The organism is Geomonas anaerohicana (assembly GCF_016458305.1).
Lineage (GTDB): Bacteria > Desulfobacterota > Desulfuromonadia > Geobacterales > Geobacteraceae > Geomonas > Geomonas anaerohicana.
Window position 1 is genome coordinate 633,583 of record NZ_JAEMHL010000002.1, and the last position, 16,903, is coordinate 650,485.

At 63.6% G+C, this 16,903-nt stretch carries 13 protein-coding genes and 1 tRNA gene; 6 read left to right on the plus strand and 8 right to left on the minus strand.

Going from position 1 to position 16,903, the window contains the following annotated elements; all coding sequences use genetic code 11:
* Window position 1 precedes the first annotated feature (1 nt).
* Window positions 2-733: an SDR family oxidoreductase gene (locus JFN91_RS06130; RefSeq protein WP_199388302.1), complete on the plus strand. Its 732-nt coding sequence runs from the start codon at window positions 2-4 to the stop codon at window positions 731-733.
* A 158-nt stretch (window positions 734-891) separates the two neighbouring features.
* Here the strand turns inward: JFN91_RS06130 and JFN91_RS06135 are convergent.
* Both JFN91_RS06135 and JFN91_RS06140 read right to left on the minus strand, forming a co-directional pair.
* Window positions 892-968: transfer RNA gene (locus tag JFN91_RS06135), tRNA-Arg, on the minus strand.
* A gap of 60 nt (window positions 969-1,028) precedes the next feature.
* Entirely contained in the window at window positions 1,029-1,727 is a 699-nt protein-coding gene (locus JFN91_RS06140) for a DUF1573 domain-containing protein (RefSeq protein WP_199388303.1), read from the minus strand.
* A gap of 156 nt (window positions 1,728-1,883) precedes the next feature.
* On the opposite strand from JFN91_RS06140, the gene JFN91_RS06145 reads away from it, so the two are divergent.
* The gene (locus JFN91_RS06145; protein ID WP_199388304.1) at window positions 1,884-3,944 is read left to right on the plus strand and encodes a DUF3426 domain-containing protein; all 2,061 of its coding nucleotides are present in this window, start codon (window positions 1,884-1,886) and stop codon (window positions 3,942-3,944) included.
* 244 nt (window positions 3,945-4,188) lie between these two features.
* Here the strand turns inward: JFN91_RS06145 and JFN91_RS06150 are convergent, their stop codons facing one another.
* Window positions 4,189-5,454: an N-acetylmuramoyl-L-alanine amidase gene (locus JFN91_RS06150; RefSeq protein ID WP_199388305.1), complete on the minus strand. Its 1,266-nt coding sequence runs from the start codon at window positions 5,452-5,454 to the stop codon at window positions 4,189-4,191.
* Between the two features lie 26 nt (window positions 5,455-5,480).
* Window positions 5,481-8,090, minus strand: a complete 2,610-nt coding sequence (gene mutS / locus JFN91_RS06155) for a DNA mismatch repair protein MutS (RefSeq protein ID WP_199388306.1) — start codon at window positions 8,088-8,090, stop codon at window positions 5,481-5,483.
* A gap of 319 nt (window positions 8,091-8,409) precedes the next feature.
* On the opposite strand from mutS, the gene JFN91_RS06160 reads away from it, so the two are divergent.
* The 3 genes from JFN91_RS06160 to JFN91_RS06170 are packed head-to-tail and all read left to right on the plus strand — an operon-like array spanning window position 8,410 to window position 12,241.
* Window positions 8,410-9,696, plus strand: coding sequence for a nucleotide sugar dehydrogenase (locus tag JFN91_RS06160; RefSeq protein ID WP_199388307.1), 1,287 nt, complete (start codon window positions 8,410-8,412; stop codon window positions 9,694-9,696).
* A gap of 16 nt (window positions 9,697-9,712) precedes the next feature.
* The gene (locus JFN91_RS06165) at window positions 9,713-11,050 is read left to right on the plus strand and encodes a putative sensor domain DACNV-containing protein (RefSeq protein ID WP_199388308.1); all 1,338 of its coding nucleotides are present in this window, start codon (window positions 9,713-9,715) and stop codon (window positions 11,048-11,050) included.
* 21 nt (window positions 11,051-11,071) lie between these two features.
* A complete protein-coding gene (locus JFN91_RS06170; protein ID WP_199388309.1) occupies window positions 11,072-12,241 on the plus strand; it encodes a glycosyltransferase family 4 protein in 1,170 nt (389 codons plus the stop codon).
* An 80-nt stretch (window positions 12,242-12,321) separates the two neighbouring features.
* Here JFN91_RS06170 and dinB read toward each other — a convergent pair whose 3' ends face one another.
* From dinB to lexA, 3 genes are read right to left on the minus strand one after another with little or no spacing between them, the layout of a single operon-like run.
* On the minus strand, window positions 12,322-13,551 hold the full coding sequence (dinB, locus tag JFN91_RS06175) for a DNA polymerase IV (protein WP_199388310.1): 1,230 nt from the start codon (window positions 13,549-13,551) through the stop codon (window positions 12,322-12,324).
* Window positions 13,552-13,554: 3 nt separating this feature from the next.
* A complete protein-coding gene (locus JFN91_RS06180) occupies window positions 13,555-13,800 on the minus strand; it encodes a hypothetical protein (RefSeq protein WP_199388311.1) in 246 nt (81 codons plus the stop codon).
* 4 nt (window positions 13,801-13,804) lie between these two features.
* On the minus strand, window positions 13,805-14,410 hold the full coding sequence (gene lexA / locus JFN91_RS06185; protein WP_199388312.1) for a transcriptional repressor LexA: 606 nt from the start codon (window positions 14,408-14,410) through the stop codon (window positions 13,805-13,807).
* Window positions 14,411-14,577: 167 nt separating this feature from the next.
* Between lexA and JFN91_RS06190 the strand changes: the two genes are divergently transcribed.
* A complete protein-coding gene (locus JFN91_RS06190; RefSeq protein WP_199388313.1) occupies window positions 14,578-15,942 on the plus strand; it encodes a porin in 1,365 nt (454 codons plus the stop codon).
* A gap of 51 nt (window positions 15,943-15,993) precedes the next feature.
* Here the strand turns inward: JFN91_RS06190 and JFN91_RS06195 are convergent, their stop codons facing one another.
* A complete protein-coding gene (locus JFN91_RS06195) occupies window positions 15,994-16,857 on the minus strand; it encodes a ChaN family lipoprotein (protein ID WP_236014977.1) in 864 nt (287 codons plus the stop codon).
* Window positions 16,858-16,903 lie beyond the last annotated feature (46 nt).

Below are 16,903 nucleotides of genomic sequence, written 5' to 3' on the forward strand. Positions count from 1 at the left end.
AATGGACGTAGCTGGGAAGGTGGTTTTGGTTACCGGTGCCAACGGCGGCATCGGGTGGGCGCTGGTGCAGGAGTTGCTGGAGCGTGGGGCTGCCAAGGTGTACGCAGCGGCCCGCAACGTCCAGGCAGTGGCCGAAATGGCGAAATTCGAACCGGGGCGAGTGATCGCACTGAGGGTTGACGTGACACACGAGACGAGCGTGGCCTCTGCGGCGGCGCAATGCCAGGATGTCGACTTGCTCATCAACAACGCAGGTGTCAACCAGTGCCAAAGCCTGCTCGCGGCTGATGGCCTCGACAGCGCACGGCAGGAGATCAAGGTCAACTATCTCGGCACACTCTCCATGTGCCGCGCCTTCGCACCCATACTGACCGCTCGGGGCGGCGCAATAGCCAACGTCTGCTCCATCCTCGGGCTCGTGAACCTCCCCGTTAACGGGACCTATTCCGCCTCCAAGGCCGCCGGTCACTCCTTGCTGCAGGGGGTGCGCGCCGAACTGGCGTCGCGCGGCGTCAAGGTGTACGGAGTCTATCCGGGACCCGTCGACACCAGGATGACCGCCGGCCAGGAGATGGCCAAGGCGACCCCGGGGCAGGTGGCCACGATGATCCTGGATGGCATTGCCAGGGACGAAGAGTACATTTTCCCCGATGCCATGTCACAGGACGTGCATCGTGCCCTGCTGCATGCACCGGACGAGGTCGAACGGCAGTTCAGCGCGATGCTACCCTAGTTACTCGGGCCGGGCCTGCTTTGAAAAGGGGGCCTTGCTCAATGGTGGGTGTTCCCGTCTCGCCCACCAATTCAAATCTGTCTGACGCTGCCGGCGATAAACAAAAAGGCCCTGATCTCTCAGGGCCTTTTGTCTAGACTGTATGTCTGAAATTAAGCTGGTGGGCGAGACGGGATTCGAACCCGTGACCCCTGGCTTCGGAGGCCAGTACTCTATCCAACTGAGCTACCCGCCCGGGAAAGAACTCATTACTACACTATTTTGAGAACCAACTCAAGATGAAACTTTTAAAAAATCACTTCTGGATGGACCCGTACACCGGCACGGTGATTTCTTTCTTCTGCGGATGGCTGGTGCCGATATGCAGATACCCGCTCAGGATCTTGGCCTCAGGTTTGGCGAGCACCGAAATCTCGATAACGCCGCTCTCTCCCGGTTTCAATTCTGCTTTCCTGATGGTGGGCTTGATCTGCAACGAGGCGGAGGTGACGCTCACGTTCAGGAGCTTTACCGCCACGTTGCTGTTGTTGGTGACGCTTACCTTGGCCTGGGTGGCGCTGCTGCTGCTCACGGTGCCGAGACTTACCTGTCGCGGCGTTACCTGGAGTTGCTCCAGTACCGTCCCCTCGATTTTAAAAGTGTAAGCCGGGGTCTTGCCGGCATTGCTGGTGAGGGTCACGGTCTTCTCCACCTTGCCCGAGAACGAACCGGAGTCGAAAGTCACCTCTATCTCGGCGCTTTTGCCGGGGGAGACGACCGACGTGGAGGGTTTGGCAGCGGTACAGCCGCAGGATGCCTCGAGTTTCTTGATCTGAAGGGGGGCGTCGCCGTTGTTCCTGATGGTGAAGGTATGTTGTACTTTCTTGCCCTGGGCAACCGTGCCGAAGTTGAAACTGCCTCGATCGACGACCAGTTCGGGTGCCGCCAGGGCGATGGTGGCGCTGCACACGGTTATCAACAAGAACAAAAGGTATGCAAAGCGGAGCTGGGTCATGGTGTTCCTCTTGAGATATTGCTGGGATGCGGCACACCGGCTATTTATACCACAAAGGTGTCGGGGCGACCAGAATCATTGACACTATAATTTGCTTCTGTTATAGGAAACCGTTGAGAAAATTAATGGAAGATCCAAAACAATCCGGAGGGGTCGATGATTCTCCAATGCGACCAGTGCAACACGAAGTTCAGGCTGGACGATTCCAAGCTGAAGCCGGGCGGTGTCAAGGTCCGTTGCTCCAAGTGCCGTCACGTCTTTGTGGCCGGTGCCGAGCAGAAGGCGGAAGAGTCGGACTTCGACGCCCTTTTGTCCGGACTCGGGGCACAGGCCCCGGCACAGGCCGGGCAGGAACCGGCTGCCGCTCAGCCCGACGAGGAGACGCCTACTCCCGGGTTCGGTGCTGAAGCTCCCAAGCCGGAGCAGGACGACCTTGCCGGTTTCGGCTTTGAGCCCGAGCCCGCACCCGCACCCACAGCGGCACCCGCGCCAGCAGCCGCACCGGCAGCGCCCGCAGCCGCCGCTGGCGATATCGATTTCGGTGACATCAACTTCGAGACCGGCATGCCGGCCGGGAAAGATGCTCCGGCCGCCCCCGCGGAGAGCGATTTCGGCGAGTTCGAGTTCAACGAGGAGCCGGTGACTGCCGCACCCAAGGCCCCGGCCGCGCCAGCGGCAGACCTTGATTTCGGCGAGTTTTCCTTCGACGAATCCCCGGCGACTAAAGAGGAACCCGCGCCGGCGGCCGCAGGGGCTTCCCTCGACTTCGGCGAGCTTTCCTTCGATGAGCCTGCCCCGGCAGCCAGCAAGGAGGAGGCCGCTCCGGCAGCAGCGGATGCGCTGGAGTTTGGCGAATTGTCCTTCGAAGGAACTGCTCCTGCGGCCAAGGAGGAGGCAGCTGCCCCAGCCGGGCCCGCGGCCGACGCCTTCGACTTCGGCGAGTTCTCCTTCGAGGACAGCTCTGCCCCCGCCGAGGCGGCGCCATCGGAAGCGCCTGCCGCAGCCGCGGATTTCGGGGAATTCTCCTTTGATGAGGCACCTGCACCTGCCCAGGAGGAAGCGGCGCCTGCCGCTGAAGCCCCGGAGTTTGGCGACTTCTCCTTCGAGGCACCCGCCGCGGCTCCCCAGGAAGAGCCTGCCCCTGCGGCTGGCGCAGATTCTTTTGATTTCGGTGATTTCTCTTTCGAGGAGCCGGCACCTCCGGCCGAGGAAGAGCCTGCCGGACCGAAGACCGGAACCTTCTCCTTCGATGACACCCTGGCCGAAGCACCCAGCGAGGATGCGGGTGAAAGTTCGGCTTTCGACAAAGTAAGCGATCAGGAGGAGCCGGCTGCCCCGGCCAAGGACGAGGAATTCAGCTTCGGTGACTTCTCCTTTTCCGAAGCGCCCAAATCCGAGCCCGAAAGCCAGGATGTTGCTCCGGCGGCTGTTGCCGCGGCGGGACTGGCAGGCGCTGCGGCGGGACTGGCAGGCGCTGCGGCTGCAGTCGCTGCCGCTCACGAGGAGACAGCCGCGCCCGGCGCAAGCCCCGAGGCGAAGCCGGCCGCAAAGTCTTCCCTCGACTTCAGCTTCGGCGACAAGTCCTTCGCGGCTGCCGTTCCTGAGGAAGGGTTCGAGGAGGAACTGCCGCCGCTGTCGATTTCCTCCCGGCGCAAGGGGCGTTCCGTGGTCACCATCGCCATCGTTGCCATCTGCGTGGTCGTGGTGCTGGCGCTGAGCGGAGCCGGGCTGTACCTGCTGCAAAGCGGGCCCGAGGCGATGAAGAAGCTGGACCAGTACGGCATCGGTTTTGTCGCCAAGTGGTTCGGCATGGAGGTCCCGGAGGAGGGGCGCATCACCATCAAGAACGCCCTGGCATCCTTCCACCAGAACAAGGAGGCCGGTGAGCTGTTCGTCGTCAACGGCGAAGCGGTCAATTCCTACCGCAAGGCGCGTGCCTCCATCCAGGTCAAGGTGAGCATCTTCGACAAGGCCGGCAAGGTGCTGGTGCAAAAGACCGCCTACTGCGGCAACCGACTGTCGGCGGAGCAGCTGAGCACGCTCCCCATGACCAAGATCGAGTCCATCATGAACAACCAGTTCGGCGACTCGCTCTCCAACCTCGGTGTGAAGCCGGACCAGTCCATCGGTTTCGTGGTGGCTATCGCCAACGTGCCCAAGGAGGCTGCCGATTTCGGCGTCGAGGTGGTCGGTTCCACGGTGGCCTCAGGACAGTAACCGGACAGCCATCCCATGCGACAATAAAAAAGGCCGGCAATATGCCGGCCTTTTTTGCGTTCTGGAACTTCTTGTTTCCCTCCGCCAACGTTTATCTAACATCTTGAATCAACGTTCCTCCCTTTGCGAAGGGGGGACAGGGGGGATTTGCCTTACTGGTGCTTGAGGTGGGATGACAGACTGCGCCAAGCGGGAGCGCAATAGCATCGCCTTCCCCGTGAAGGGGAACACGGGCGCTGGGTGCTCACGCCTTGTTGAGGCTGGTGATGTACCCCTTGATCCCGGCGAGGATGCCGTCCGCCGTGAGAGCCTGGTAGTGCGGGTCCTTGAGCTTCTGCTCGTCCTTTTCGTTGCTCAAAAATGCGGTCTCCACCAGGATACTCGGCATGGTGGCGCCGACCAGCACGTAGAAGGGCCCCTGCTTCACCCCCAGGTTCTTCACGCCGGGGTAGCCGGTCTGCGCCTTCTTGTAGAGCGCCTTCTGTACCTCGTCGGCTAAATGGGCGGAGTCGTTCAGCTTGTAGTTGGCCATCAGGTCGAAGAGGATCGCCTGCAGCGTGCTGACCTTTTCCAGGGAGGTCCCGTTCTCCTTGGCCGCCAGCTGGGCCACCTTCTCGGTCTTGGCGAGGTTCAGGTAATAGGTCTCGATCCCGTTAGCGTTGCGGTTCAACGAGGCGTTGGCGTGGATGGAGACGAAGAGGTCCGCCCCCACCTTGTTGGCGATGGCGGTCCGCTCCTGCAGCTCGATGAAGACGTCGGTGGAGCGGGTCATGACCACGTCGATGCCCAACTCCTCCCGTATCTTCTGGGCCAGGTCCAGACCGATCTGCAGCACGATGTCCTTCTCACGTGTCCCCGACGGGCTCACCGCCCCCGGGTCGTGTCCGCCGTGCCCCGGGTCGATCACGATCCTGCGGATCCGCCCCGGCTTGAACTTCGCCTGTTTCCCTTTCTCCACCGGCTTGGCCTTCTCCGGCGGGTTGACCTTTTCCACGCTCTTGGGCTCGGCAGGGGCGCTTTCGATGACCTCCTTGGACGCCGAGATCTCCTGCCGGCGGTCACCCTTCACGTCCACGATGACGCGAAAGGGCTCGGAAAAGGTGAAGACCTTGTATTCCTTGATGCTGTCCAGGTCGAGCACCACGCGCACGGTGGAGGCAGCGAACTGGGCGATGCGCACGCTTTTCAACAACCCGTCACCGATGTTGAGATCCTTGACGCCGGGGTTGAGGTGGGCCCCCTGCAGGTCGAGGTAGAGCCGGTTGGGGAGCTTGTGGTGCTCGAAACGCACCTCCTGGTCGAGGGTGATCGATACCCTGGTGTAGTCCGGGGTGGACCAGTGCTTCAACTCGGTGACCGGCACCAGCGGGGCACCGGGGGCTGCTTGAGCAGAACCGTTCCAAAGCGGTGCGAGCAGCAAAGAGCCCTGTGCCGCAACCGCCTGGCAGGCGAGCCAGCGGCAGTAGGGGGCGGCCAGCCCAAGGTATTTGACGAACTCCCTACGCTTCATGCGCCTTGACCTCTCGTTGGTGCCATCTAGATCATCCTCTTCAGTTCGTCCACCAGGTTCAACGCCTCGAGCGGCGTCAACAGCGCCACTTCCACGCCTTTCAGCCTTTCCCTGATCTGGTCGTCGCCCCCGCCGAAGAGCGAGAGTTGGGGGGAGGGGGGTGGGTTCTTCTTGCCCCGTGCCAGCCGCGGCACGCCCCCCTCGCCGTACTCACCCTTCTCAAGGTTGGCGAGGATCTCCTTGGCCCGGTCGATCACCGCCTGGGGGAGGCCGGCCAGGCGTGCCACCTGGATGCCGTAGGAGTGCGAGGCGCCGCCCGGGACGATCTTCCTCAGGAAGATGATGCGCTCGTTCCACTCGCGCACGGCGATGTTGAAGTTCTTGATGCCGGGACGGGTGACGGCGAGCTCGGTCAACTCGTGGTAGTGGGTGGCGAAAAGCGTCTTGGCCGCGTGTGCCTTGTTGTCATGCAGGAATTCGGCGACGGCCCAGGCGATGGAGACCCCGTCGAAGGTCGAGGTGCCGCGGCCGATCTCGTCCAGGATCACCAGGCTCTTGGCGGTGGCCCCCCTTAAGATGGCGGCGCTCTCCATCATCTCCACCATGAAGGTGGAGTGGCCGCGGGCCAGGTTGTCCGATGCCCCGACGCGGGTGAAGATGCGGTCCACCAGCGGGATGCGCGCCTTCTCCGCCGGGACGAAGCTCCCCATCTGCGCCATCAGGGTGATCAGGGCCACCTGGCGCATGAAGGTCGACTTACCGGCCATGTTGGGGCCGGTGATGATGATGAGCTGGTTTTCGCCATTGTCGAGCAGGGTGTCGTTGGGGACGAAACGCTCGGACGAGTACATGTCCTCGATGACCGGGTGCCTCCCCTCGGTGATGGAGAGCTCGCTCCCCTCGTGCACCTCCGGGCGGCAGTACCCCTTGTCGTGGGCCAGTTCGGCGAGGGAGGTCAAGACGTCCAGGCAGGCCAGGCGGTCGGCGCTTCTGGCGATACGCTCCCCCTGGGCCGCGGCGGCCTCGCGGACCTCCTGGAACAGGTTGAACTCGAGGTCCTTGATGCGGTCCTCGGCCCCCAGCACCTTCTCCTCGTATTCCTTGAGTTCCGGGGTGATGTAGCGCTCGGCATTGGCCAGGGTCTGCCGCCTGATGTAGTCCTCGGGGATGGCGGAAACGTTGGCCTTGGTCACCTCGATGTAGTAGCCGAACACCTTGTTGTAGCGGATCTTGAGCGAGGAGATCCCGGTACGCCCCTTCTCCTGGGCTTCCAGGCGGGCGATGAACCCTTTACCCTCGCGGCTGATGGCGCGCAGTTCGTCCAGCTCCTGATTGTAGCCGTCGGCGATGATGCCGCCGTCGCGCAGCACGAAGGGTGGATCCTCGACGATGGCACGGGTGATCAGGTCGCAGATCTCGGCCAGGGGATCGATGCCGTCGTTCAACTCCTTCAAAAGGGGCGCCGCGCAGGCCGCCACCTGGTCCTTGATGGCCGGCAGCCTGGACAGCGACGCCTTCAGCGCCGCCAGGTCCTTGGCCGAGGCAGAGGCGAGGCTGATGCGCCCGTTCAGCCGCTCCAGGTCGTAGACCCCGGAGAGGAGGGTCTTCAGCTCCGCGCGCACCCCGGGGAACTCGATCAGTTCCTGCAGCGCGTCCTGGCGCCCGCGGATTTTGTCCTGGTCCATGAGCGGGTAGTTGATCCACTGCTTGAGCTTTCTCCCCCCCATGGCGGTGACGGTCCGGTCCATTAGGCCCAGGAGCGATCCCTTGCGCTTGCCGTCGGAGATGGTCTGGGTCAGCTCCAGGTTGCGCCGGGTCGACTCGTCCAGGAGTAGGTGCTGATTCTGGTTGTAGGGGGTGATCCCGGTGACGTGCGGGGCGTTCCCCTTCTGGGTGTCCACCAGATAGTGCAGCACGGCGCCCGCGGCGAGGAGCGCGACCGGCAGGGCATGGCATCCCAGGGTTTCGGCGGTGGCACCCTTGAACTGGTTGCCGATCAGGCGGTTGCAGTAGTCGCTGTCGTAGACCCACTCCTCGAAGTAGGTGACGCTGCGGTCGGTGGCGGCGGTTGCCATTTCTTTCGCGCGTTGCGGCTCACGGAAGGAGGAGGGGAGGATGATCTCGCGCGGCGCAATGCACGCCACCTCGGCCAGCGCGGCCTGCAGCCCGGAGAGCTCGGTGACCCGGAACTCGCCGGTGGAGAGGTCCAGGTAGGAGAGGCCGTAGCAGTCACCGTCGCAGCAAAGGGCCAGGAGGTAGTTGTTTTCCTTGGGGGAAAGGGAGGCGTCCTCGACCACGAGGCCCGGTGTGATCACCTTGACCACCTCGCGCTTCACGATCCCCTTGGCGAGTTTGGGGTCCTCTGCCTGCTCGCAGATGGCGACCTTCTCGCCCGCCTCGACCAGCTTGGCGATGTAGGGGGCGCAGGAGTGGTAGGGGACTCCGCACAGGGGAACCTCGGAACCGTCGGCATTTTTGTTGCGCGAGGTGAGGGTGATACCGAGTATGCGGGAGGCCTTCACCGCATCGTCCAGGAACATCTCGTAGAAGTCGCCGCATCGGAAAAAGAGGATGGCGTCGGGGTGTTCTGCCTTAATCTCGAGGAACTGCCGCATCATGGGCGTCATTTCAGACATTTGGAAACCTTTTCGGGGGAAGAGAAACGCCGGCATCTTAGCAAAATAGCCGGTCCATGTAAAGCTTCCCCGCCCGGACCGGCGCGGAAACAGCCGACGGTGAGGGCGCGGGCGAGCTTTCGGGGTGCGGCAACCCCAAAAAGCTTTTTTTACACTCGCTCTCTGGAGCTTTGCGACAAATACCTTAAAATTGTCCAATGTTTTTTCTGGGCGGCGCCCGCCCTGCGGCCACCGGTTTCGGCTGCCGGCCAAGGGCGTAGGGTGACGCAGACGATAGCGGACCGGCACCACCAGGGATGCCGGCAAAGGGAGGTGCAGCATGGGGCACGGACGTAAGATCTCGGTGGTGGGCCTTGGCTACGTTGGGCTGCCGGTGGCGGTTGCCTTCGGCAAGGTGCGCAGCACCATCGGCTTCGACATCAGCACGAGGAGGATCGACGAGTTGCGCGCGGGGTGTGACCGGACCGGCGAGGTGGCTTCCGAGGAGCTGGTGAGCGCCGACATCAGTTACACCAACAGGATCGAGGACCTGCGCGAAGCCGACTTCCATGTGGTGGCGGTCCCGACGCCGGTCGACCCGGCTAACCAGCCGGACCTCACCCTGTTGTGCAGCGCCTCCGAGACCGTCGGCAAGGCGCTCAAGAAGGGGGATATCGTGGTCTACGAGTCCACCGTGTACCCCGGGGTCACCGAGGAGATCTGCCTGCCGATACTCGAGCGGGTCTCGGGGATGAAGAGCCCGGACGACTTCACCGTGGGGTACAGTCCGGAGCGGATCAACCCCGGCGACAAGGAGCACACCTTCACCAGCATCCTCAAGGTGGTCTCGGGCCAGGATCCCCGCACCCTCGACGTAGTCGCGTCGGTCTACTCCGAGGTGGTGGTCCCGGGGGTGCACCGGGCACCCTCCATCAAGGTCGCGGAAGCGGCCAAGGTGATCGAGAATACCCAGCGCGACCTGAACATCGCCCTCATGAACGAGCTGGCCCTCATCTTCGATCGTCTCGGCATCGATACCAGCGAGGTGCTGGCGGCGGCGGGGAGCAAGTGGAACTTCTTGAACTTCAAGCCGGGGCTGGTCGGCGGGCATTGCATCGGCGTCGACCCCTACTACCTGACCTATCAGGCGGAGAAGATCGGCTACATCCCGCAGGTGATCCTGGCCGGGCGGCGCATCAACGACGGCATGGGGAAATTCGTGGCCCAGCGCGCGGTCAAGGAGATCATCAGGGCCGGGCACCACGTGCTCGGCTCCTACGTCACGGTACTGGGGCTCACCTTCAAGGAGAACTGCCCGGACCTCAGGAACTCCAAGGTGGTGGATATCCTGACCGAGCTGGGCGACTACGGCCTCAAGGTCCAGGTCTGCGACCCGATGGCTGATCCCCACGAGGCGAGGAGCGCCTATGGGGTGACGCTCAAGGACCCGGACCGGCTGCAACCGGCAGTCGCGGTGATCGCCGCCGTGGCACACGAGGCCTACCGGCAGTGGAGCCCGGCCAAGTTCGCCAGCCTCATGGTGGAGAACCCGGTCCTCATCGACGTCAAGGGGATCTACGACACCCGGCAGATGGCAGCCGCCGGGATCAGGGTCTGGTGCCTGTAACGATGGGGGGGAGGGGATGAGAGAGGGGCACAGCTACCCAAGGGAACTGGTCGCCTTCATCTACGCCAGGTGGCGGGACGAGGCCTTCTTGGACCGGGTTTGCCCGGAGCGGGAGCAGGGGAGCCTGCAGCTTCCCGAGCGCGGAGTGCTGGAGCAGGTCATCTCCACCTGCTACCAGGCAAGCCTCTTGCGCGAGGAGGAGCGCCCGGTCATGTTCCGGCTCATCATCCGCGACTCCTACCTGTTTGCGGCCCAGGAGGGCCCCCCTACCGGGATGCACCGCCTCATCTTCTCCAGGACCCGCCCGTTCAACGAGTATGAACTGCACCGCCTGGCCCCCGCTGCCGACTTCTACCGCACCCTGATCGGCATCTTCATCGATCCCGCTCTCGGGGCCCAGATCTGGGGGCTGCTCCATTCAGGAACCCGCTGGATGCATGCCGTCTACGGCGGCCGCAAGACCTCGCCGCCCATGCCGCCGAGCCTGGTGGTCTACGTCACCGGGCCGGGACAGATCTCGGTCTGCATCGGCGACGAGATCATCGCGTCGCTGAACGGGGGACAGATCAACTGTCCGACCCTGGACGTCTTCAACTCCGACTGGATGAGAAAGAGCCTCTCCCCCCTCAACGACGAGACCTTCGCCCTGCACCGCAAGGCCCGTCAGCGCGCGGAAGGCCCCTGGGCCGACCTCGACGCCGAATTCGGCAGCAAGATAGGTCAGCAGGCGATCCGCCGCATCATCAGCGTGATCAGGAACTCCAACCACGGCGGGCTGCTGGTCTACCTGCCGGCCGAGATGGCCGACGAGATCATGGAGCAGAACCCGTACCTGACCCTGAAGTACCAGTTCCTGGAGTTCGATTCGCGGCAGCGCTTCCTGTCGCTCACCCTGCGCATCATGAACACCCTGGCCGTGATCAACGGCAGCGCGGCTGCCGAGGGGAGGATGGTGGGGTGGCACGAGTACGTGAACAGCAAGAACGAGAACATCGCCCTGCTCGACGAGGCGATCTTCGACGTCGCCCACTTCATCGCGGCCCTTTCCGCCGTGGACGGTGCGGTGGTCATCACCAAGCGTCAGGAACTGCTTGGTTTCGGCGGGGTCATTTCCGGGGACCTGGACAGCGTGGGGATGGTGGCGCACGCCCTGGACACTGAAGGCGGGCAGTGCGAGTCGGTACTGAGCGAGGGGGTGGGGACCCGGCACCGGGCAGCCTACCGCCTCTGCCAGCGGCTGCACCAGGCCATAGCCATCGTCATCTCGCAGGACGAAAGCGTCCAGATCGTGCGCTGGCACAACGGCTCGGTCACCTATTGGGACCAGGTCCCGACCGGTGTGCCGGGGTTCTAAGGGGAAAGGGGAGAGCTCGTCATGGGAAACGACATCAACGTGGTCTTCATGGGAAAATTCGGTTACCCCTCCGGCATGGCATCGACCAAGCGGATCCAGCACTTCCTGGACTACCTGAACGGCTTGTCGACGACGACCAGGGTGCTGCAGTTCAGGACGATGGGTGAGGGCGCGGGCGAAGAGCAGGCGGGGCATTATCTGGGCACTGAGTACCGGCGCATCGGCACCGATCTGAAGTTAAACCTGTTTCTGGTTCCGGCACTGTTGCGCTACCTGAAGGATGGGGTCGGGGCACTGAAGCGGTGGCGCATTCCCGGCGGAAGAAACGTTTTGTACAGTTACGGTGGCGTTACCCTGGAAAGCGTTCTCTTCATCCTGGCCGCCAAGCGCCTGGGATACCTGGTCATCTTCGATATCGTCGAGGACAACACCTTCATCGACGACAAGCTGAGCCTACCGGGAAAGATCAGGTGGGCCGCGGGGGAGATCCTGGACCGGTTCTTCCTGGGTCTTGCCGACGGCGTCGTCGTGATCTCCAACTACCTGAAACAACTCTACGGAAAGAAGGTGGCTGCGTCGGTGCCGCTGGTGTTGATCCCGATTTCGGCGCGGTGTGCGGAGGAGGACCGCCCCGGGCGGGAGCCGGGGCCGATGAAGATCGTCTACGCGGGGTCCTTCGCCAAGAAGGACGGTGTCGAGCAACTGCTGGACGCCTTCGAGAAGGTACAGGAAAAGAAAGGCAACTGCACCCTCATGCTCTGCGGCACCGGGGCGAGCGTCAAGCTGTACCAGCCGCGCATCGCCGCCAACCCCGCCATACAGTACATCGGCTACCTGGAAGACCGCGCCTTCTATCGCTTCCTACTGGGGGCGGACGTCCTCTGCGTGACCCGGACCGGCTCAACCTACGCCAACGCCGGTTTCCCCTTCAAGTTGGGTGAGTACCTTGCCACCGGCAACCCGGTCATCGTCTCGGACGTGGGGGACGTGCGCCGCTACCTCAGTCACATGGAGGACGCCATCATCGTCGAGCCGGGGAACGTCTCCGCCATTGCCGGCGCCCTCGAGTACTGCCTCGACCATCCCGAGACGGCGGCCAAGATCGGCCGGAGCGGGGCAGACAAGTGCAAGCGCTACTTCGACCCGAACGCCAACGGCAACCTGCTGATGCAACTGATCCGGAGGCTTTGACCCGGCGCCGGAACCTGGACGGCGTCCACGCCGCTTCCGCGACCTTCCCTCTTTACCCGCTCACGCGCAGGGGGACGCCTTCAGTCCGCGTCCACGTTGCGCACCCCCTCCGGCTTCCAGGCCGGTGAAATCACCTTGGCGCCGCACTCCTTGCCGAGCAGGGTGCCGAAGGTAACCGAGAAATCCCCGAACCTGTTGTTGACGTGATCCATGGCGCTCGCCAGGAGCGCCTTTTTGCGCTCGCTTTCGAATAGGGGCAGCTGTTCGGCCTGGTGGGTGAGGTTGGTGATGCGCACGCCCAAAAGGCGCACCGGCTGGGCCAGTTCCAGCTGGTCCAGCAGCTGCACGGCATCGCGGTAGATCTCGTCGCTGTTGTTGGTGGGGGCGGAACGGCTCATCTGCCGCGAAAACGTGGTGAAGTCCGGATAGCGGACGGTAAGGGTCACCGTCTTGCCGGTGACGCGGTATTTTCGGGCGCGTCTGCCCACCATTTCGGACAGTTGCAGCAGCACCGCAAGTATCTCCGAGCGCTGGCAAAGGTCGGTGTCCAGCGTGGTGCTGTGACCGACGCTCTTCACCTCCTCGGCCTCCTCCTCGGGGACCACCGGACTATCGTCCACCCCGAGCCCCATGTAGTGCAGCCGTTCTCCGGTGACCCCGAACTTCTTCCTGAGGATCTCGACCGGGAACCGCGCCAGTTCGCCGCAGGTCCTGATGCCGAAGGCCGCCAGCCGCTGCTGGGTCTTGGCCCCGATGCCGCACAGTTCCTGGATCGGCAGCCGTTCCATGACCCGGGCCACCTGGTCCGGCGCGATGACGGTGAGGCCGTCGGGTTTTTGCATGTCGGAGGCGAGCTTCGCCAGGAGCTTGTTTGGTGCGATGCCCACCGAGCAGGTGAGGCCGAAGCGTTCCCTGATGCGCTCCTTGATCATGCGGGCGATCTCCTCGGGCGCCCCGAAGAGGCTCAGGCTCCCGGTCACGTCCAGGAAGGCTTCGTCGATGGAGAATACCTCCACCAGCGGCGTGTACTCGCGCATGATGCCGATGATCTGCTTCGAGGTGTAGCTGTATTTCTTGTTGTTGCCGACCACGAAGATCAGCTCCGGGCACTTCTGGCGCGCCTCCCAGCTGTTCATCCCGGTCCTGACCCCGAAGGCGCGCGCCTCGTAGGAGCAGGTGGTGATGATGGTGCGCTTGGCCGCGCCGATCACCGCCACCGGTTTCCCCTGCAGGGCGGGGTTCGACTGCTGCTCGACCGAGGCGAAAAATGCGTTCATGTCGATGTGCAGGATGATCCGGTTCTCTGCCAAGTGCTACTGCTCCTCGACCCCAACGAGGGTCCAGTTCTGGTCGGAGGTGTCGTACATAAGTTCATAGAGGTTGCAGTCGTCGCAGACCGCGAAGTGCAACCGGGTCGCTCCCCCCAACGAGTCCTGCCAGCAGTAGGCAAGGCGGGTGACGCAGCACTTTTGCCGGCGCCACTCGAACCAGACCGGCCGGATCCCGGCGCCGGGGGCGAAGATGGCCGCGACCCTGACACTGTCGCACAAGCGCTGCATGAAATTACTCCATCTGCCGGTAGATGCCAACAACTTTCCCCACGATGGAGACCTCACCGTCCCCCTCGTGCACGAAGATGGGATCGTAGTTGGGGTTTTCCGGCTGCAGCCTGATCCGGTTCGCCTCGCGGTAAAAACGCTTCAAGGTCGCCTCGCCCGCCACCATGGCGACCACGATGTCCTTGTTGTGGGCGTCGGGTTGCGGGCGCACCAGGGCGAGGTCCCCCTCCTTGATGTGGGCGTGGATCATGGAGTCCCCCTTCACGCGCAGGAAGAAGGTCCCCCCCTTGTCCAGTTGCGAGCGGTCGATGGTGAAGTGCCCCTCGATGTCCTCTATGGCCGGGTGCAGCGCCCCGGCACGCACCGTCCCCACGATGGGGAGGCTCGCCCCCTGTCCCTGCCGGTTCAGGGTAATCCCCCGGGTGCTCCCTTCCTGGCGGCGCAGATACCCCTTCTTCTCAAGGGCCTCCAGGTGCTTCAGTACCCCCAGCGTGCCGCTCACCCCGAGCTTGGCGCCGATCTCGCGCAGGGTGGGGGGGTAGCCGTAGGCCTCGATGTGCCGGGAAACGATCTCCAGCACCTGCTGTTGTCGTGACGTCAGTTGCTCCATGAAAACCACCTCCTGGTTACCTGTTGACAACCTTACCAGGTGGTAACCATTGGCTGTCAACTGCAAAATGGCGCGTTGCCTGGCTTCTTGAGTATTAGCGATTTCCAATTATAGTGAAGCGTTGTTCCCGGAATTGCAGCGCCAGTCCAACTGAAAGGGAGGCAGCCATGGCAAACGAGATGGGGCGACCAAAGGGCGCAACGTGGGGGGAGAAAAGGGGCACCCAGGGGGGGGGCGGGAATGGTCGGAGCGCTACTGGCCCGGCGGCAGGGAAGAGACGCGGTGCAAGGGCGGCTCTCGCTCTTTACGTGCTTGGGGCATGGCTCACCCTGGTGCCGTGCCTGTGCTGCCTGGCCGCCGAAGAGCCGGTATACCGCACCCCGCTGGCCGGCGAGGCGAAACGGGTTACCTTCATGGGCGAGCTCGTGGACATACCGGCGGTGGACCGCGCCGATATGACCTCGATCACGGTAGGGGCCTCGTTGCTGGCGCCGGCCCAGGGGCAGAGCCCGATCATCCCGGTGGCCGCCCTGTACCACCGGCGCATTACCGACCACAGCTACCGCCGGGCCATGGTTTCGGTTTTCGTCAACGAGCTCGATTACCTGCGCGACCTGGGGGGATGGGACGTGGTGGCCCAGTTCGAAAACGACACGCTCCCGGTGGCGGGACGGGAACTGCGTAACGGCGAGGAGATCCGCGGCACCGCGCTCTATCACGGGGTCCTGCTCGGCTCGCTCGGGGTCGGCTGGCGCACCCCTGTCTACCCGTTCCAAGTCGACAACGACCTCAGGGTGCAACTGGTGGGGCGGGGGGGGTACTTCTACGCCCACCCCGAGAAGGATACGGCACCGGGGCTGTGGGTTCCTCCCAACACCCCCCTCTACGGGGCGCGGCTGCGTTGCCGCTACGACGGGCTGCGGCGCAACCTGCTGGAATTGCCGCACCAGGGGGTGGCGGCCGGCTTCGACGTCGACTACCTGCATCGGGACCGGTGGCAGGGGGAGAGGGGGGCGGGCGACCGGGGCAACCGCGACTACACTCAGGTTGAGGGACACTTGGTAGCGGCGGGCGGGGTGCCCGGGCTTTCCGAGCGCAACCGGCTGCTGTTCAGCCTCTACGGCGGCATGACCGCGCAGGGGAGGGGGGACCGCTTCAACGCCTTTCGCCTGGACGGCGCCCCCTTCCCGAGCGAGCAGTACGACCTCGCATGGCCGCACTACTCCGGCGTCATCTACGACCGGGTGCTCGCGCGCGGTTACGCCACGGCCAGCGCCGGCTACCGGCGCGAGCTTGCCTTTTTCCTCTACCTGAGCACGCTCGGCTCCTACATCTGGGCGGACCGCTCCAGCGCCGTCGGCAACAACCGGGTCGATTTCGACGAGATGCACGGCGCCGCCGCCACGGTCGCGGTTGACACTGCCTTCGTCTGGGATTCGTCGCTTTACCTGGCCTGGAGTTGGGAGTCGGGGGTGATGCGCAACGGTCGTTCGGGCAACGGCGTCACCTTGATCTGGAACAAGCTTTTCTGAGGGAACGCTTGCAATCGGGGGGGAATGGCCTTAATGTGGCAGCGCTTCCCCTCAAGGGGAGGGGAAGCTGACCAGGTAGTCGATGGCATCGGGCGAAGCCTTGCCGCCGCTGAATTCCTTTATCTCGGGCATGAGCACCAGGCTGGCAAGCTTGGCGCCGTTGCGCGCGAGCTGCTCGGGGACCGCGTTCTTTACCCCGTGCCAGACACCGGTCAGGGCGACGATCTTGGTTTTGGGGGACTTCTTCAGGTACTGGCTGATGTTCATGGCCATGCCGGAATTGCGCAGGGTCTGCGCCTCGCAGAAGTACTCGAAGACGCGCCCCTTGGCCACGTGCTTGAAGACCTCGCCGAAGGACTGCTTCAGGAACTCGGTGTGTGGGTTGTTGAGATCGCACATGGTCCCCTGAGGGAGGTTTTTACGTTCCTCGGGAGTGAGGGAGGCGTACCCCTGGCGCGACACCTTGATCACCACCTCCTTGGGGACGTTCAGGGCGATCATCGGGATCTTGTTGTCGCGGGCGAACATGAAGATGTCGCGGTAAAGGCGCCAGTCGTAGGACCAGTTCCTGGCGAACACCTGTCGGAAATCGGCTTCGGACATGGTTCCCGCTATGAAAGCGTCCAACTCCTTCTGGCTGTCCGACTGCATAACCTCCACCCCGATGGCCAACGGGAGCTGGCGGGCCTTGAGCTGGCGGATCACCTCCAGCTGCAGGTCGTGGTGGGGGGCGGCATCGTGCACCTCGCCGATCATGACCAGGTCGGCGGCCTCGGCCTTGGCGCACAGTTGCTGTAGGGTGACCGCCTGGCGGTCGCTGACGCGGGTGATGGCCTGGCCGGCGCGTGCGCTGAAGGGAAGAGCCAAGGTGCAGAGGGCGACTAACAGCAGGGCGATGGTCTTGGGCATGGTCATCTAAGGTCCTGGGTCCGTTTGGTTTTGGAAGCTGCAGCCTACACCA